The sequence below is a fragment of the Amazonocrinis nigriterrae CENA67 genome (assembly GCF_016056305.1).
Taxonomy (GTDB): Bacteria; Cyanobacteriota; Cyanobacteriia; order Cyanobacteriales; family Nostocaceae; genus Amazonocrinis; species Amazonocrinis nigriterrae.
The window spans coordinates 10262-26963 of record NZ_JAECZC010000054.1; the positions used below are offsets into that span (position 1 = coordinate 10262).

14 protein-coding genes are annotated in these 16702 nt (G+C 40.3%); 7 read left to right on the forward strand and 7 right to left on the reverse strand.

The annotated features are described in order from the left end of the window. A partial coding sequence (locus tag I8748_RS22135; RefSeq protein WP_198126705.1) for an ABC transporter ATP-binding protein occupies positions 1-1609 on the forward strand: 1609 nt, incomplete at its 5' end. Between the two features lie 284 nt (positions 1610-1893). Beyond that, on the forward strand, positions 1894-2649 hold the full coding sequence (locus I8748_RS22140; protein WP_198126706.1) for a hypothetical protein: 756 nt from the start codon (positions 1894-1896) through the stop codon (positions 2647-2649). On the opposite strand, the gene I8748_RS22145 is transcribed toward I8748_RS22140, so the two are convergent. The 4 genes from I8748_RS22145 to I8748_RS22160 all read right to left on the reverse strand — a co-directional run bounded on the left by I8748_RS22145 (position 2646) and on the right by I8748_RS22160 (position 7114). Beyond that, entirely contained in the window at positions 2646-4259 is a 1614-nt protein-coding gene (locus I8748_RS22145; protein ID WP_198126707.1) for an iron uptake porin, read from the reverse strand. The two genes, I8748_RS22140 and I8748_RS22145, sit on opposite strands and share 4 nt — an antisense overlap. Before the next feature lie 133 nt (positions 4260-4392). Next, on the reverse strand, positions 4393-5673 hold the full coding sequence (locus tag I8748_RS22150; protein ID WP_198126708.1) for a FecR family protein: 1281 nt from the start codon (positions 5671-5673) through the stop codon (positions 4393-4395). 253 nt (positions 5674-5926) lie between these two features. Next, positions 5927-6763: an indole-3-glycerol phosphate synthase TrpC gene (trpC, locus tag I8748_RS22155; RefSeq protein ID WP_198126709.1), complete on the reverse strand. Its 837-nt coding sequence runs from the start codon at positions 6761-6763 to the stop codon at positions 5927-5929. Positions 6764-6829: 66 nt separating this feature from the next. Next, on the reverse strand, positions 6830-7114 hold the full coding sequence (locus I8748_RS22160) for a HetP family heterocyst commitment protein (protein WP_198126710.1): 285 nt from the start codon (positions 7112-7114) through the stop codon (positions 6830-6832). A 351-nt stretch (positions 7115-7465) separates the two neighbouring features. Between I8748_RS22160 and I8748_RS34695 the strand changes: the two genes are divergently transcribed. The 3 genes from I8748_RS34695 to I8748_RS22170 all read left to right on the forward strand — a co-directional run bounded on the left by I8748_RS34695 (position 7466) and on the right by I8748_RS22170 (position 11432). Continuing rightward, positions 7466-7621, forward strand: coding sequence for a hypothetical protein (locus tag I8748_RS34695; protein ID WP_214662702.1), 156 nt, complete (start codon positions 7466-7468; stop codon positions 7619-7621). A gap of 1651 nt (positions 7622-9272) precedes the next feature. After that, positions 9273-10448, forward strand: a complete 1176-nt coding sequence (locus I8748_RS22165) for a PAS domain-containing sensor histidine kinase (protein WP_198126711.1) — start codon at positions 9273-9275, stop codon at positions 10446-10448. Positions 10449-10556: 108 nt separating this feature from the next. Next, positions 10557-11432: a response regulator transcription factor gene (locus I8748_RS22170; protein ID WP_198126712.1), complete on the forward strand. Its 876-nt coding sequence runs from the start codon at positions 10557-10559 to the stop codon at positions 11430-11432. Positions 11433-11522: 90 nt separating this feature from the next. On the opposite strand, the gene I8748_RS22175 is transcribed toward I8748_RS22170, so the two are convergent. The 3 genes from I8748_RS22175 to rsmA all read right to left on the reverse strand — a co-directional run bounded on the left by I8748_RS22175 (position 11523) and on the right by rsmA (position 13893). Further along, a complete protein-coding gene (locus I8748_RS22175; RefSeq protein ID WP_198126713.1) occupies positions 11523-11846 on the reverse strand; it encodes a DUF3082 domain-containing protein in 324 nt (107 codons plus the stop codon). A gap of 106 nt (positions 11847-11952) precedes the next feature. Beyond that, positions 11953-12906, reverse strand: coding sequence for a 4-(cytidine 5'-diphospho)-2-C-methyl-D-erythritol kinase (gene ispE, locus I8748_RS22180; protein ID WP_198126733.1), 954 nt, complete (start codon positions 12904-12906; stop codon positions 11953-11955). Positions 12907-12996: 90 nt separating this feature from the next. Continuing rightward, a complete protein-coding gene (gene rsmA / locus I8748_RS22185; protein WP_198126714.1) occupies positions 12997-13893 on the reverse strand; it encodes a 16S rRNA (adenine(1518)-N(6)/adenine(1519)-N(6))-dimethyltransferase RsmA in 897 nt (298 codons plus the stop codon). Positions 13894-14374: 481 nt separating this feature from the next. On the opposite strand from rsmA, the gene I8748_RS22190 reads away from it, so the two are divergent. Next, a complete protein-coding gene (locus I8748_RS22190; protein ID WP_198126715.1) occupies positions 14375-14770 on the forward strand; it encodes a Pepco domain-containing protein in 396 nt (131 codons plus the stop codon). A gap of 1 nt (position 14771) precedes the next feature. Further along, a complete protein-coding gene (locus tag I8748_RS22195) occupies positions 14772-16697 on the forward strand; it encodes an SUMF1/EgtB/PvdO family nonheme iron enzyme (RefSeq protein WP_198126716.1) in 1926 nt (641 codons plus the stop codon). The last annotated feature ends 5 nt before the right edge of the window (positions 16698-16702 follow it).

The following is a 16702-nucleotide window of genomic DNA, read 5'->3' on the forward strand; positions in this document are numbered from 1 at the left end:
AATTGGCTGGTCGATTGATCATATGATTGCACAGGGAAATTTGCCAGGACTGCTACTAACACTAGGATTACTAGCAGTAATCTATAGTATTGCTGTCTGGGCAACGCGGGGTCAAATTATTCGAGTCGGCTGGATTATGCAGCGGTTGCTGGCGCAATTGCGGCAAGATATTTTTACTAAAATTCAGAGTTTGCCACTCAGCTTTTTTGATCGTAGCGAAGCTGGTGATTTAATGAGCCGCCTGCTAAATGATGTTAATACTGTCAATCAGGCATTTGGACAGACCATTGCTCAAATGCTGGGTAACTTGTTGAGTTTGGTGGGCATTGTCATTGCTATGCTTTCGATTAACCTGCGGCTGGGGTTGTTAAGCAATTTGGTTGTGCCACTGATGATTTTGACCGCAAGCATATTTACGCGTTGGGCAAGAGCAAAATTTCGTGTTACACGCCAGACAATTGGTGAACTTTCTGCCAAGTTGGAAGAAGACATTGGCAGTGTGCGAGAAGCGCAAGCATTTAATCGGGTACAAATCAATATTGAACAATTTAACATTCTCAATGCTGCTAATCGTGATGCCAATGTGGAAGCAGTGGCAATTACTGCTGCATTTTTGCCATCAATCGATTTTCTCAACACCCTAGCAACGGCGGGTGTGCTGGCTTATGGTGGCTATCTTGCTGTGACGGGTGAAGCAACAGTAGGTGTGGTGACATCGTTTTTACTGTATGTGCAGCAGTTCTTCCGCCCGATCCAAATCCTTAGCCAGTTTTATACCCAAGCTCAATCTGCTTTTGCAGGATTAGAGAGGATCTTTCTGTTGCTGGATGAACCCTCGCAACTGAATGATGCACCTGATGCTGGGGAAATGCCCCCAATTCAGGGTGAGGTGAGATTCGAGAATGTGACCTTTGGCTACAACCCACAGCGACTTGTGCTGAAAGGAGTAAATTTACACGCTACTCCCGGACAAATGGTGGCGTTAGTAGGGCCGACTGGTTCTGGTAAAACTACGATTATTAATTTAATCTTGCGCTTCTACGATGTGTCTGGTGGTGCTGTCAAAATTGATGATGTAGATGTGCGTACTGTCACGCAGGCAAGTTTGCGGCGTCAGATTGGCATTGTTTTGCAAGACAATATTTTGTTTAGTGGTACTGTTGCAGAAAATATTGCCTTTGGCGCACCCTATGCCACCCAAGCTGAGATTGAAGCGGCTGCACAGATGGCGAATGTGCATGAATTTATTACTTCACTGCCACAAGGTTATACAACTGTGTTGGGTGAACGGGGTGCGCCTCTCAGCCAAGGACAACGGCAACTAATTAGTATTGCACGAGCGGTGTTGATTAATCCGAGAATTTTGATTTTGGATGAAGCAACCAGCAGTATTGATACTCGTACAGAAGCCTTGGTGCAAACTGCGATCGCTCGTTTACTACAAAATCGTACCAGCTTTGTAATTGCCCATCGTCTGAGTACAGTTACCCAAGCTGATCAGGTGTTGGTGATTCAGCTTGGACAAATTGTCGAACAGGGAACTCATGCTGAACTCATGGCGCAACAAGGTGTCTATGCAAACCTTTATGCACTTCAGCTAGGTGCGTGAATCACAAGTGCTTCTAGCTCAAAAATGATAGTGGCAGTCAGTTTTAAAAGGCTGACTGTTTTTTTATTGCACTAACTAAGCTGAATTACAAATTGGTATTCAGTATCGTACATATACACTATACAATTTTTGATTTTTTCAGTTATCTTTAAGTATCTGTCAAGTTAAATATATGACTACAATAAACTCGCAGTAAACGGCTTCAACGCCCATATTACGTAAATCACGTAAATTACATATAGTTAATTTTTACAGTGCGTAAATCCTACAGGTATAAAGTAAAAATGAAAGATATCATTGCATTAATTAAGAAGAAGGAGCAAGAATTTGCCGATTTACCCTTATTTCATTTTATGAAAGACACAAGTATAGACCCCAGCATCAGATTATCTTGGATTCCAGGTCTGACTCATCTGCCAATGGGATTTAAAGATTTGAGCAAACACAATTTTCGGAAAGAGCCAACAAATGACCCAATTCAAGAAATCATTAATATTCACACTTATGAAGAGGATGATCACAGTCAGTGGTTTCTAGAAGACCTTGATAAAATAGGGTTAAATCAATCATTTAAATTAAGTGATTCTATTAGATTTCTTTGGAGCGAAGAAACGTATAAAACACGCCTGATTTGCCGTCAAATTGCAATGTATACTTTTCAAGCTGAGCCTGCCGTCGTGCTAGCAGCAATTGAGGCCATAGAGGCAACAGCGTATGTAACTTTCGCTGTTACTGCACAAGTAACACAGGAACTACAAAAAATTACTAATCAAGATTTCCGCTATTTTGGACAGTATCACTTATCCGCAGAAACCGAGCATTGTGTAAAAATCACTCATTTGCATGAGTTAATCCGAGATATACAACTGACACAAGAGCAAAAAGCTAAAGCTATCAAGGTGGTACAGAAAATATTTGAAATTTTTTCAGAAAGTATGGATGAAATGATGGCATATGTAAAAAAGCGGCATGGTTCAAAAATTGGGAATTTTGGGTTACAAAAGCAGGAAAAAACTAGCCATTTGAGAATGATCAACTAAAAGCTAAAAGTGGTACGAATAGTTCCTATGAAGATATCGTCATTTCTAGAAATGTGTCCTGGGTCAGTGACAATAAAAAAGCCAGGAGTAATGGCAATGTTATCGTTGACTAGGTAGCGGTAGAATACTTCATAATGTGTTGAATTACCACTATCGACATCTGCAACTAATATGCCGTTATTTAACTTTGGTGGTAGACCTACTAGTAACCCTAATAAATCTCCTTTTCTGCCAAAGGGGTCATATATACCTAAAGATGCTGTGTAGGTGCTGCTGAGGATAACGGCATCTGATTTTAGGGAATTAGTCACCATTACACCTCCCCAAGCGCCAAAAACTAGTTGATTAGTTAATTGCCATTTAATGCTGGCATTGATGGCATGAATTTGAGATGGTTCGTTAATTCCCCCTGAAGTGTCTGCATTACTGCTGCCTGTACCTGTATCTAATTGACCGTTACTAGAATAAGCATTTACATAAGCCAAACCAGTAATTAAAGAGGGAGTTGGTTTATATAATAGCTGCACTCCCAAGGCACTATGGTCTGCACCAAATATGCCTTGGTTACTATCGCTACTAGTTCTGGTACCATAGGCGAATTGTAAGCGCAGTTGATCGTTAACTAACCAGTCAAAGCCTAAACCAGCATCCAGACTGCCAATTTTCAAGATGGGAGTTGAGCCTGCAAATAGGGAAATTGCTCCTTGGCCAGCATCAGCATAGGGTGAGTTAACGCTGAGAACACTGCTTAAGCTAAATCCTACAGGTTTGAAGGTAAAAACTACGCGATCGCTTAGTGCTGCAACGCGATATTCTATAGAATCTACCCTCACCTGATTATCATAATCTGCTTGCCAAGCCAGCCTGGCCATATTGGTGTTAAATGCTTTAGGATTGCTAAAGCTATCATCAGCAGAATTGCCTGTCACCAATGCCACTCGAAAACGGTCTTTGCCAGTGAAAGAAGAAACGAGTTGCAGTTGTGTGAGGTGAGTCAGAATTGTGTTGGCTTGTCCTTGGCCTGGGGGGTCGCCACCAGAACCGACCGCTAGTCCAAAAATGGCTTGTCCTGCCAATATAACTGTAGTCGAAAATTGCTGTGCTTCTATGTTTGCATTCCGTGCTTCTAGGGTGTCAATTCTACTTGTTAAAGTGGCTAATTCTGAGGCAAATTCTTCTCTGAGATTTTGTAATGTTACCAAGTCTTCTTTTTTGATTTTATCTGTTAAACCAGCAGCAATTAATTCATTAATTTTATTTAATACTGCATTTAAACCTGCGGCAAATTCGTAGCGTGTTAAGGCGCGATCGCCTTTAAAGGTGCCATCAGGATAACCAGCAATTCCACCATAACGTTCTACTAATGATTGCAAGGCAACAAAAGCCCAATCACTAGGTTGCACATCAGATAATTGAGATACTGATGTTACCCTTTCCATGCTGCTATCGGCAAGAGGTTGAGTATCAGGCTGCTGAGCATTTTCGCTATGGTGTGTATTGACAGAAATCAATTCTGGTGTTAATTTTTCTTCTAAATTTTCTGCCAATGCAGGTGCAGCTAATAACAATAATGCTGCTCCTGATAGAAGCAATATTTTTTTTCTATTCATAGTCACCACTCACACCTGATATTAAAGAAGTATGCTAAAAAGTTAAGTTTTAGACGCCAGTGTAAAAAAAGAATAAAAATTCAAACTTTTCTAGAGGTTATAACTAGAGAATTTTTAATTGTACCTAGCAGTACTAGCGATCGCGTGCAACGCCAGTTGTCAAACTACCACGATAAGGTATTCCTTCTTGAGGTGCGTCGCCGTTGACACCGAAGACTTCAATTTGAGTTATTTGACCGTTAGCGTTGAGTACTGAAGCACTGGCATTATTACCGCTCAAACCAGCTTGATTCTTGATACCTGTGTTGTCGTTAATGGTGACTGTACCTTTATCAAAATCGACTGCAATTCTAGTTGGGGATCTTGGATCACTATCAGGGATAAAAACAGCAGTATTGCCTTCTCTTCTGTAAAAAGTGCCAGTAACAACTTGCGGGTTGACAATTCTGATAGAAACTGGTGGCCGAGGATTTAAATCACCTTCTGTGCCATTGAGTGCATCTGCGAGAAAAGTTCTAGTAAATCCTTTAAATCTTTTTGCTTGATTTTTCAATGAAGCTAAAGTTTCATTGCGAACAGCGTTGAGCGTTTCCTGAACTGGAGTAGATTCTTGGGCGACTAAATTTTCTTGCCCTGGCCCTAAACCAGAGGTGAGTGAAATAGTTTTATAAAATGCTGGTAGGTCGAATTCTTGTACTTTACCTACCAATCCATTTTTAACTGCTACTGTCTGCCCACCTTGCAAGGCAACAGTTTTTTTACCTTGAGAGTCGGATATTTTAATATCTCCATCAGTGAGAGCAAAAACTTGTGTGGCGTTGCGTGTATCATCGTGTATGACCATGACTGCACTGGCTTTTTGTGCTGGCAGAAATAAATCGTTATTTTGGCTGATTTTGCTGCTTTTACTCATAGCAATCAGCGCCAGATTATGCTTTATTTGAGATGCGGTGGTTGCAGGACGTGCTGCGAGGATACTAATTTGACTTTGTGGCGTTTCTACTTCAGTCCCTACACTACCAGGCGGACTCAAAATTAAAGCAGTACCATTTTCCAATTTAAATATCATTTCGTTCAGGGCGATGAGATTTCGTAGCTTAAAGCGACGCAACCCTGGTTCAAATCGAAAGGTACTACTTTGGTCTACTCGAATCAAAGATTTATCGTTAAAGAATAATTGAGCTTCAGAACTTGCACCAGTTCTAACTGCATCGCGAGGCACTATGATATCTTTGGGTTGTGCTGGGCGTCGAGTTTGGTTTTGCAGCAGTAGTTCAACAATCTTGATTAATTTGTAGACTTCAGCACGGGTTAGCAACTGGTCTGATTGAGCTAGCACTGGAGTCATCGAAGACAATGTTAGTACTGTGCTAACAATTAACTTTTGAGTTAATGACCAAATCCGCTGCCTCATCACACTTTACCTTGCGTAACCATGTAAGATTTACTTATTATGCTAGTTTGTATACTACATAGACCATAATCTTTTTTCCAAAGAATTAATATTACGTTTGGTGAATAGCAAAATCCTCCCAGCGATTGCTAGGAGGACTTTTTGGTTAGTTGTCAGTTGTCAGTTGTCAGTTGTTAGTTGTTAGTTGTCAATAGTTATTTCTCCCTCATCTCCCTCATCTCCCTCATCTCCCTCATCTCCCCACAGCGCAGGCTCAAGGTTTGATTAGACGACGCACGGCTTGTTCTATATCTTCTTCTTTAATTAAAGATTCTCCTACAAGTACGGCATGTATACCAGCATCGGCTACTAGTGCTAAATCAGCATGGGTATACAAGCCTGACTCACTGACGACAACCACACCCAAGTTTTGCAATTGCGATCGCCTGGCTGCCATTAATCTTTGAGTTGTACTGATATCGATAGTAAAATCTTCTAAACTTTGATTATTAATTCCTACTAAGCGGATGTCGTCTAACTTGAGTACCCGATCTAGTTCTGTCAAGTTATGAACTTCCACTAAGGCATTCATTCCTAAATAATGAATTATTCGCAATAAGTCTTGTAGTTCTCGGTCTGTGAGAATGGCGGCTATGAGTAGCACAGCGTCTGCGCCTGCTGCCCGTGCTAAATAAATTTGGCAGGGGTCAATGATAAACTCTTTGCATAATAGGGGCAATGATAAACTCTTGCGAATTGTACGCAGATTTTCAAAACTGCCATGATAAAATGATGAGTCGGTGACAACTGATATACAAGCTGCACCACTATGCTGATATGCTTTTGCGATCGCTAATGGGTCAAAATCTGTTCTAATTATTCCATAAATTGGTGAAGCTTTCTGGACTTCTGTGATCAAGCTGGGTCGGTAAGGACTTTGTTGCAAGGCAGTCAATAAATCTCGCACTGTTGGCGCAGCAGTTAGCTGGCGTTGCAAAGAAGCTAAAGACATCTGTTGATGCATGTGTACTACTTCCTGCTTTTTGTGCCACACAATCTCTCTGAGAATGGGATGCAGTCGGCTATTAACAGGAGTACGTGGGTAAATCATAAGCTGCGACAAATCGGGAGATGGAGTGACTCAGAAAGTATGAAGTCAGATCAATTTTTTTTGTTTTTAGAGCCTAACCCAATTGGATTTCATATCATAAGCTTCTAATTTTTGATTTTTACTCTCAGTGTCATTGGCTTTGGAACTTTCAACTAGGCAGTTGTTTTTCAGGAGTCGAATGTAGGTGCGGTATGGTATGTAGTCTATGGGGTTGTAGCCAGAAAAACGCAGAATTAAAACACATGCCCAAGAATACTTGCCGGCAATAATTGCTTTCACAATTTGTTCAATTTGTTCGGCATTGATTTTTTTCCCTGTTTGTGCATTGCAATTGTAATCGGTATGATGCATGGTGTTCCCTCTTTTATTAAACTTGTAGGCTCAAAATCAAGAACTGTTTCGCAGTCCCTAGTTTCCAACTTGCGTGCGTCTGTCGGTAAAGGGCGATCGCGCAGCAGCTCCTCATGAGCGACTGGCTCATCAGTACCCTGTTACTTTCAAACCAACTCGATGATTTCAACAAACAGAGTTTGATACTACAGACTGAGATTAATCAGCGTAAAACGCAGTTCAAGCAAAATATATACTGGCGCACAGTAAGAGTGAATATATATTGCAAATTGATTTTGAAAGTAGGGGAGAATTTAACTAGTCAGCATTTTTATCTGCCTCTTAAATATCCAGTTAAACCAACCCCTACAGATGAACCGTGTTGCAGAAGCAGCTTCTTTTCTTAGCCTACTAAATCTTCAGCAACAGAGATATGATCAATTTTTTGACACATCTATCTGTTTTTTCGCTCTTGCTATTCCTGAATTCTTGATTACGGTGATGCCTGAGATTGATATTATTCTCTAAATAAAGCAAATTATACTAAGTTACATTCCGTCAGTTCAAAAGCTCAAACTAAAGATTCTTTTTTTGATTTTGTCTTTTTTATTTTTTGATATAAGTGTGTCTTCTTGTGCCAATTGAGTCAGTTCAATTTACTGATGTTAACTATAGAAAAAACAAAATATTTTCAGCTTATTGCCAATCAAATCACACTCAATATTCTATGCTGCAATCGTTATTATCTTCACCTAGCCTAGCTCAGTAGTTTCTACCTTCCGATAGTTGACAGTTTTAAGATTTTAATAAATATGTTACTTTTAGTAAATATTGCTACTTCAAATCTACTGAAAAAATATTAAAAGTTTTGTATATCAAGTTACTAGTAAATTAATATCAAGCCATTAACGCCTCATAACTTGTTTAGATCACTTTGACCAGAGAAAAATCAAAAGCAAAATCTCAAACCCAGCACTGTCAGAGATTTAGATTTTAATTTCTCACACAAAACCCGAAACATGCATTATTTGGTTAAGCTCATCCCATCCCTCGAAGGAGTGGGTGATCGAGGCTGACTTTTTGCAAAGCGTTTCACTGCAAGGGTTTTGGAATATTCACTCAAGAAAGTGATGAAAGACCGATAACAGTGTGGTTGTTATTGTTTTGCTGTCGAATATCTTTGGAGTCAGACTGCTTGTGTTCATTAATACATTTGTTGTTATAATCTGCTATTTTTGCTGTTATATGTATTATTAATAACTCGTATATAAATATTTACAAAATATATACCTTTTGAAAGATGACTCTGCTTGTTCTTCTATAGTTAAATCCCTGAAATAGTCAAATAATAGAAGTTTTATTTATGAAAAATCAGTAATTTATTTTCAAATAAATTTAAGTAGTAAAAGTAGAACAATGATATTTGAAAAACTCATGTTGTGAAAAATCACAAGTTAGCTAGCTTATCTGGTATGCAAGAGGCTTAAATAAATGTTAAGCTAGAATTAATTATAAGCAGATTTAGAATTTAATTTTGGTTTATTTATTTTGCTAAATAATAGATTTAAAAACATTACCCAAATTTTTTAGGTTAACATAAAAGTATTTGCTATGAAACACTGAAGCCTGTAAATCAATATAGTATTCCACTTATAAAGCAGGTATAATATATGCAATAATTAGGTGTTTTAAAAGATACTTCCTTTTTGTAAAACAGGAAGAAAACAAATACTACTGTATATTAATTAAGAGTTGAAACTATCTGATGATATCGAAAACTATGAATATAAAATACTGATTATTTGTAGTATAATATCGTTCAAAAAAATGTATATTTATGTTACATAAATTCCAGCTAGCACTCTTGATTTTGTAAAATCATATTTTCAATAGTAATGGATAAGTTCAACTTTTTTATTTAATTATTTTTTGGCGGCTAATACTGTGATGAGAATTTTTGGAAGTTATGATTCTCAGCTAATTAATGGCTCTAACCATTAGCCTGAAGTGTATAAATGTAGACTTTTCACTACAGCATTAGTCACAACAATGGCAAAATTGGGGTATCAATGACTATGCAACTATGAAGGAGGTTACCATTTGCTATGTAGAACATCAAACTAGTAACTTTGCTTGTGTATTGGTGTGAGAGAAGAGTGATGAATTAGTAGAGTTAACCATGCAAAAGTGGATTGATGAATTAAGGGATGCTCAAGAGCATTTACAGCAGGAAGTTTCTCAATTGAAGAAGCAGGAGGCTAAGCTAGAAATATCCCTGTCTATACTTCGTTCTATTATCGAATCTACTGCTAATGGTATTGTTGCAGTTAATTTGGAAGGAGAGATTCTGAGCTTTAACCAGAAGTTTGTGGACATGTGGCAAATCCCAGAGTCCCTGATGCTATCCAAAAACTTTTCTCAAGCAAGCGCCTTTTTGGAGAATCAATTAAAAAATGCAGAAGCTTTTCGGGGGGTGATGTGGGAAGTTTCCAGCCAACCTGATTCCCAAAGCTACGATATTCTGGAGTTGATGGATGGAAGAGTCTTTGCCCAATACTCACTGCCGCAGTGGTTGAATGGCAAAATTATCGGTAGAGTATGGAGCATTTGGGAGATTAGTGATTGCAAACAGGTAGAATCAGAACTGCGTCAGGCTTTAGAACAAGCACAAGAATATAGAGAATTGAGAGCAAACTTTGTTTCTGTGCTATGCCATCAATTCCGCACACCGCTGAACGTGATTTCATTCTCTAATAGTTTACTCCAGAGACAGGGCGACGAATGGAGAAAGGAAAAAACACGACCTTTACTTGAGCATATTCAAACAGCCATTGAAAAACTCAGCCAGATGTTGGATGATGTGATCTTATTTGCCAAGGCAGAAACAGCAAAGCTGAATCTTGAAATTGAACCACTCGATCTGCTTCGGTTTTGCAATGAAATAGTGGTACAGATACAGATGAGTCACAGCCAAAACTCGATTAATTTTTTGAGTCAAGGTAGTTGTTTGACAACTTGTATTGATCAAAGACTGCTGGAGCCTATTCTTAAGAACTTGCTTGATAATGCAGTTAAGTATTCTCCGGTTGGTAGCGCGGTTGATTTAGAACTTTTTTGTGAAGAGGAGAAAGTAATTTTCCAAGTTACAGATAGGGGGGTTGGCATTCCAGTAGTAGACAAAGAGCGAATATTTGAACCATTTTATCGAGGTAAGAATAGTAAGAATTTGCCTGGTACTGGACTAGGGCTATCGGTTGTCAAAACCCTTGTAGATTTACATAGGGGTCAAATCAACCTGGAAAGTGAAGTTGGTACAGGTACTAAGTTTACTGTGGCGTTGCCATCAGTGAAATAAAAGTTTTCCAATTTCCATTTTGTGTGTTCCACCCTCATAGCTCTTTAACACAGTACTCAGCACAGAGTTTGGTAATCATTCCTTGCCATACATCCGAGTGAACAACAAATGATGCATGAATCCTCGAAAACAATTCTCATAATTGAAGATGATGCTGCTACTCGCAATCTCTTCTTAAACATTCTTGAGGCTGAAGGTTTTGAAACAATAAGTGCTGAAAATGGTCTTGTTGGTATTGAGCAAGCTCAAAAGTATTTACCTGACTTGGTAATTTGCGATATTACAATGCCGGATATGGATGGTTATGGAGTTTTGAATACCCTGCGCCAAGATCCCTTGACTGCTATTATTCCCTTCATTTTCCTCACTGGTAGTAGTACTAAGGCATGTGTTCGCAAAGGGATGGAGTTGGGGGCAGACGATTATCTTACCAAACCTTCTACTGTAGAGGAATTACTCAGAGCGATCGCAATTCGATTAGAAAAACAAGCTCTTCTTAGATCCTGGTATGCTACTAGCTCTAGGGATATGTCAGCATCGCTACCAAAAAACACCACTTCGCCGACAACTTGTGAATCATTCTTTCCATCAATTCCCCAACTCAAAGAAGTTTTCGACTACATTGAAGCTAACTACCATCAAGGCATTACCTTATCCAATGTCGCTCTTGCAGTTGGTTATTCACCAGCTTACTTAACCAGCAGAGTCGCAAAACAAACAGGAGAAACTGTCAACGGCTGGATTGTGAGGCGCAAAATGGCAGCAGCACGCCCCTTACTGAGGGATACTGACCAGACAATTGAACAGATTGCTACAGCGCTAGGCTATCAAAATGCCTGTCATTTCTCCCGCCAGTTTCGTCAATACCACGGACTACCTCCTAAAACTTGGAGAAAACAACATCAAGTATTTCAGCCTTCCAGAAATACAAATTTGCAACTGCTCAATAATCGTCCTCAGATGAGAGACTATATATATAGATAATACTGAGGTCAAAGCCTTGGTAATTCGTAATTAAGACAGACAACGCAAGGCTTGATAGAAGTTGTTTCCTCTTACCTGCTGCCTTTTATATCAACTGCTTTTGGGCTTTGTCAACTGCTGTACTAACATTTGCACTGCCAAAGCCAATAAACCAATTGCGACTATAGCAAATATGCCACTTCCCAAAGCAACCACGCCTACAACCAGGGTACGAACAGCAGAGGTAATTCTCACTACTAATACATTAGCTGAATGAATGGGTTTGGTTGCAAAATTTGTGGCGATCGCAATCATCAATGAATAAAGTGCAAATCCTAGTCCTCCCGAAATCACCGCTCCTGTTAAACTGCGTAACACAGTCGGTAGAATTTGCGCTTGAGTTTCTGTTTGTGGCGTTAAATCTTGGTCACTCATACAATTTTAGATTGGGGCATTGGGCATTGGGCATGGGGAATTGGGCATTGGGCATTGGGCATTGGAGATAATTCTTTCCTATTCCCTATTCCCCATTCCCCATTCTCTATACTGACGATACTATCTGAATTCCATGTGTGGTCATCCGAGTTACAAACAATTCTAAATCTTCGCTACTGATTGCTTCTGTGATATTGAGTTTAACTGCTTCGGCTTGTTGGAAAGACTCAACAAGAGCAAACACTGTGGGCCCGGAACCAGACATCATAGTTCCCAAAACGCCTGCTTGATTTGCAAACACTTCTCGCAGATGCAATACTTGGGGATAAGCTGGCAATACTACCCGCTCTAAATCATTGTGTAGTTTTTGGGCAATTTCTGCTGTGTCCTTGTCAAAGATTGCTTTGACTATTCCTCCTGAATGGACTGCGGCTGCACGCGCTGCTAAATCTTCGGTATTTCTAATGTAAGTATTACCAAACTGCTGGCGATATGTTTTGTATGCCCAAGCGGTGGAGACTTCTAAGCTACGATATTTTGCCAATACTATATATATAGTATCCAAACTTGGTAGAGGTGAAAGTTGTTCGCCTCTACCTGTGGCGATAGCTGTTCCACCCGCCACACAAAACGGTACATCTGAGCCGAGGCTTGCTCCTAGTTCTTCTAATTCTGATTGAGTGAGTCCGAGGTTCCACAATAAATCTATCCCCACCAACACTGCTGCTGCATTTGTGGAACCTCCAGCCAACCCAGCAGCTACAGGAATGTGCTTGTTGACAGTAATTTCTACACCCCCATATTTCCTAAAGGCTTCAGGAAATTGGGTTGCCATGAGTTCTGCGGCGCGGTATGCCAGATTACTTTTATCTGTCGGTACTTGTGGGTGGTCACAATGAACCCGAATGGTTTCGCTGTCGATGGAATGCAGTTCAATTTGGTCGGCAAGGTCGATACTTTGCAGTATCATTACTAACTCATGGTAACCATCGGCGCGATCGCCGATGATTTCTAAATACAAGTTAATTTTGGCAGGGGCAATTAAGGTGTAGGAACGCATTTTAAAAGTGGGGAATTGGGAATTGGGAATTGGGAATTGGGCATGGGGCATGGGGCATTGGGAATTGGGAATTGGGAATTGGGAATTGGTTTAGTTATTTTCTTCCTTATCTCTCTCATCTCCCTCATCCCCCTCATCTTCCTCATCTCCCTCATCTCCCCATCTCCCCCTACTCCCCACTCCCAACTCATTGGCTAGTGTTACCCATTGGTTGACGCTGAGGTCTTCGGCACGGGTTTGAGGATTTATCTCTAATTTTTCCAGTAATTGTGTCAGGCGATCGCGTTCGATAACTGGTTGTAAATTATTTCGTAACATTTTGCGCTTTGCCCCAAATCCCAATTTGACTAAGTTTTCTAATTTTCGGGGGTCAATTGCTGGTGTTTCTATTTGTCGAGGATGTAACCGCACGACTGCTGAATCTACTTTTGGCGGTGGGTGGAATGCGGCTGCGGGAACTGTACAAATTAATTCGCAATCAGCTAAATATTGCACTCTCACGCTCAATGCTCCAAATGCTTTTGACCCTGGTTTAGCATACAATCTTTCTGCTACTTCTTTTTGCACTAGTAGCACAATTGAGTCAAAGGGTTCTGGGTTGGGAAGAGCAATTGTGCCAAGTAGTTTTTCGATGATTGGCCCTGTGATGTTGTAGGGGATATTAGCTACTACTTTATTTTGCTTTTGAAAGTTAGGAAATGCTGCTGTGTGTGATGGTAAATCTAGGGTGAGAAAGTCTCCTTGTAGTAGTAAAAAATTTTCTGTTTTACCTAGTTGTTTTACTAATAGTTTGCACAAATCGTAATCAATTTCCACTGCAACTAGAGATTGTACCAAAGGTAATAAACGACGAGTGAGAATGCCGGTTCCTGGCCCTATTTCCAGGATGCGATCGCTCGCTTGACATGCTGCTGCTTTGATGATTGCGTCCAGAGCCTTTTCACTTTTGAGCCAATGCTGAGCAAGATGCTTGCGCGGTTGTACCATTTATTTTCCTTGCTATATATAGTTTTTAGAGTTTTATCAAAAATCTGTTTCTTACTTTTTGCTTATTTTTTACTGCCATGTTTTGACGTATTTTTCTTGACATAAGACTAATTATATGGTAAAGAAGTAGGAACGGATAAAGAAGAATCAAAATCACACTATCAACCAACGTGTTTCCTCCCAATCCTTAATCTGTAATCCACTCACGCGACTAAATTCACTAATATTGTGCGTAACTAATATTAAATTATCCCCTTAGGCAATTGATACAATTTGTAAATCGTAAGGGGCAATAGAAATAGCTAAAGTTGCCACAAAAGCACGAATGTTGCAAGAAATTGTAGCGGCTGCATCATCAAAAGGTAAAGAGACAAAACATAGCCCACCATAGATATTGCCTTGTTAATTACAATTTTCAAAAAGCACTTCTACCCTTATATATATATTTATGCCAAGATACTAAACAAACACTTAAGGTAGTATGTTAGACACACCAACAGACTCAGACAGCTTATGGATTGTTACTGATGAAACACCTCAAATATCGATTCCTGACGGTGCTAAAAGCGGAATTAGTAATCCACGAAGTTGGGGAGGAGAAGCAGTCAGAGAGGCTACTGAAAGTAAAGCCGTAGGAGATGCCGTAAAAGTGAGCGCTCAAAAATTAGAGCAAAATATGACTCACTTTCTCAAAGTAGTGGGAAGTTTGTTTAGTCGTGCAGAAGAACAAGCAGTCAACTCCAGGATGCAGTTAGATGAAATTGAGTTATCGGTGGAAATTAGTGGTGAAGGAGAAGTTAAATTAATTGGCAATGGTGTAAAAGCTGGTAGCAAAGGAGCCATTAAGTTGAAGTTCAAGCGGCAAGAACCAAAGTGAGATGGTGAAAAATTGGGCGATCGCAGTTGGGATTAACCGATATGATTATCTGCAACCGCTAAACTATGCCAAGCGGGATGCACAGTTAATGCAGGAGTTTCTCAGCAAGGAAGCGGGTTTTGAGCAGATTTTCTTCTTTTCGGATGACTCCCCAGATATGGGAGGAAAATCCACTCGCCCAACCCGCGCTAACTTGTTGCGCGTCTTGCGACAGTTATTTGAAAACCCTTTCATGGGTGCGGGAGATAATTTTTGGTTTTTCTTGAGTGGTCATGGTATACGTCAAGCTGAGCGCGATTATCTCATGCCCTGTGATGGTGACCCCGAAGACATTGAGAATACAGCAATTGCTATTAACTTCGTCACCGAACGCTTGCGTCGCTGTGGCGCTGATAACGTTGTCTTGATTTTGGATGCTTGTCGTAGTCTTGGTACTCGTGCAGGCGAAGGTATTGGGCGACAAACCGCCGAACAAGCACGTCAACAAGGAGTTATCACTATTTTTTCCTGTAGCCCACAGGAATATTCTTATGAAATTGCAGCTTTACAGCAAGGTGCTTTTACCACCGCCTTACTAGAAGGATTGGGTATTCAAGGTCAATGTGCTACGGTCGAAAGATTGAATCAGTATCTCAATTCTCGTGTACCTGAATTAGTTCGTCAGCATAAAAATGCAAAACAAACACCTTATGTAATTGCCGAACCTGTTAATAAGTCCCATCTCATATTAGTACCGCAATATGCAACTTTAGCAGATATTGCCACCCTCAAAAATGATGCTTACCAAGCAGAAGCCAACTCAAATTTGAATTTAGCGGAACAGTTATGGATTCGGGTGTTAGCAGCAGCTTCAGGGACAGATATGGATGCAGTCAAAGGTTTACAAAGAATTGAACGGTTGCGAAATAATTCTCCTAATGCTGATTTGCCTGAGCAATTAATTCCCAAAGCATCCAACTCTGTAAGCCAACTCCCAGACGATAAAAAAATATCTAAGCCTTTAATAATAACTAACTGGTCGCGGCGACGGATGATTCAAACTGTCGGATTTGCTGGTGCAGGGTTGGGTTTGACAATTGTAGTACCACGCCTGTTGCAGTTTGAACCCACAACGCTAAAAAATTTTCAATTTGAAGTTGTGACAGTGGACGCAACGGGGAAAATTACTAGCAAGCGTAACGGTGAAGCAAAATCTTTTATTGAAGATTTAGGCAATGGTGTCACCTTAGAGATGGTAAAGATACCAGCGGGAACATTTATCATGGGTTCACCACAAGCAGAGAAAGAACGAGGGTCAGATGAAGGGCCGCAACATCAAGTAAAAGTTCCTGAGTTCTTTATGGGTAAGTATCCAATCACCCAGGCACAATATCAAGCAATCATGGGTTACAATCCTTCTAGTTTCAAAGGTAAGAAACGACCTGTAAAAAATGTGAATTGGAATGGAGCAGCAAAATTTTGTGAAAAGTTGAGCCAGAAAACTAAACGCACCTATCGACTACCCAGTGAAGCCGAATGGGAATACGCTTGTCGTGCAGGAACTACTACACCCTTTTATTTTGGCGAAACAATCACCACTGATTTGGTAAACTACGATGGGAATTACACTTACGCTTCTGCACCAAAAGGTCAATATCGTCAGCAAACAACAGAAGTAGGCATTTTTCCACCCAACGCCTTTGGTTTATATGATATGCACGGGCAAGTTAGTGAGTGGTGTCAAGATAGGGTTATGGTGTATAGCAATTACGAAGGGGCACCCACTGATGGTAGTGCTTGGTTCAATGGTAGATATTATTTTAGGCAGTTGCGCGGTGGTTCTTTCGATAGCTCGCCAGTTGCCTGCCGTGCTAGCTACCGCCCCCACCTTGCCCAAGACGCTCGTAACAAAGGTTTGGGGTTTCGGGTAGTGGCGGTGGTTGCGTAAGTAAA

Bases quoted from the DNA above. Each gene is read 5' to 3' on its own strand.
- I8748_RS22140 (WP_198126706.1), top strand. From the start codon at position 1,894: ATGAAAGATATCATTGCATTAATTAAGAAGAAGGAGCAAGAATTTGCC.
- I8748_RS22145 (WP_198126707.1), bottom strand. From the start codon at position 4,259: ATGAATAGAAAAAAAATATTGCTTCTATCAGGAGCAGCATTATTGTTA.
- I8748_RS22150 (WP_198126708.1), bottom strand. From the start codon at position 5,673: ATGAGGCAGCGGATTTGGTCATTAACTCAAAAGTTAATTGTTAGCACA.
- trpC (WP_198126709.1), bottom strand. From the start codon at position 6,763: ATGATTTACCCACGTACTCCTGTTAATAGCCGACTGCATCCCATTCTC.
- I8748_RS22160 (WP_198126710.1), bottom strand. From the start codon at position 7,114: ATGCATCATACCGATTACAATTGCAATGCACAAACAGGGAAAAAAATC.
- I8748_RS34695 (WP_214662702.1), top strand. From the start codon at position 7,466: ATGAACCGTGTTGCAGAAGCAGCTTCTTTTCTTAGCCTACTAAATCTT.
- I8748_RS22165 (WP_198126711.1), top strand. From the start codon at position 9,273: ATGCAAAAGTGGATTGATGAATTAAGGGATGCTCAAGAGCATTTACAG.
- I8748_RS22170 (WP_198126712.1), top strand. From the start codon at position 10,557: ATGATGCATGAATCCTCGAAAACAATTCTCATAATTGAAGATGATGCT.
- I8748_RS22175 (WP_198126713.1), bottom strand. From the start codon at position 11,846: ATGAGTGACCAAGATTTAACGCCACAAACAGAAACTCAAGCGCAAATT.
- ispE (WP_198126733.1), bottom strand. From the start codon at position 12,906: ATGCGTTCCTACACCTTAATTGCCCCTGCCAAAATTAACTTGTATTTA.
- rsmA (WP_198126714.1), bottom strand. From the start codon at position 13,893: ATGGTACAACCGCGCAAGCATCTTGCTCAGCATTGGCTCAAAAGTGAA.
- I8748_RS22190 (WP_198126715.1), top strand. From the start codon at position 14,375: ATGTTAGACACACCAACAGACTCAGACAGCTTATGGATTGTTACTGAT.
- I8748_RS22195 (WP_198126716.1), top strand. From the start codon at position 14,772: ATGGTGAAAAATTGGGCGATCGCAGTTGGGATTAACCGATATGATTAT.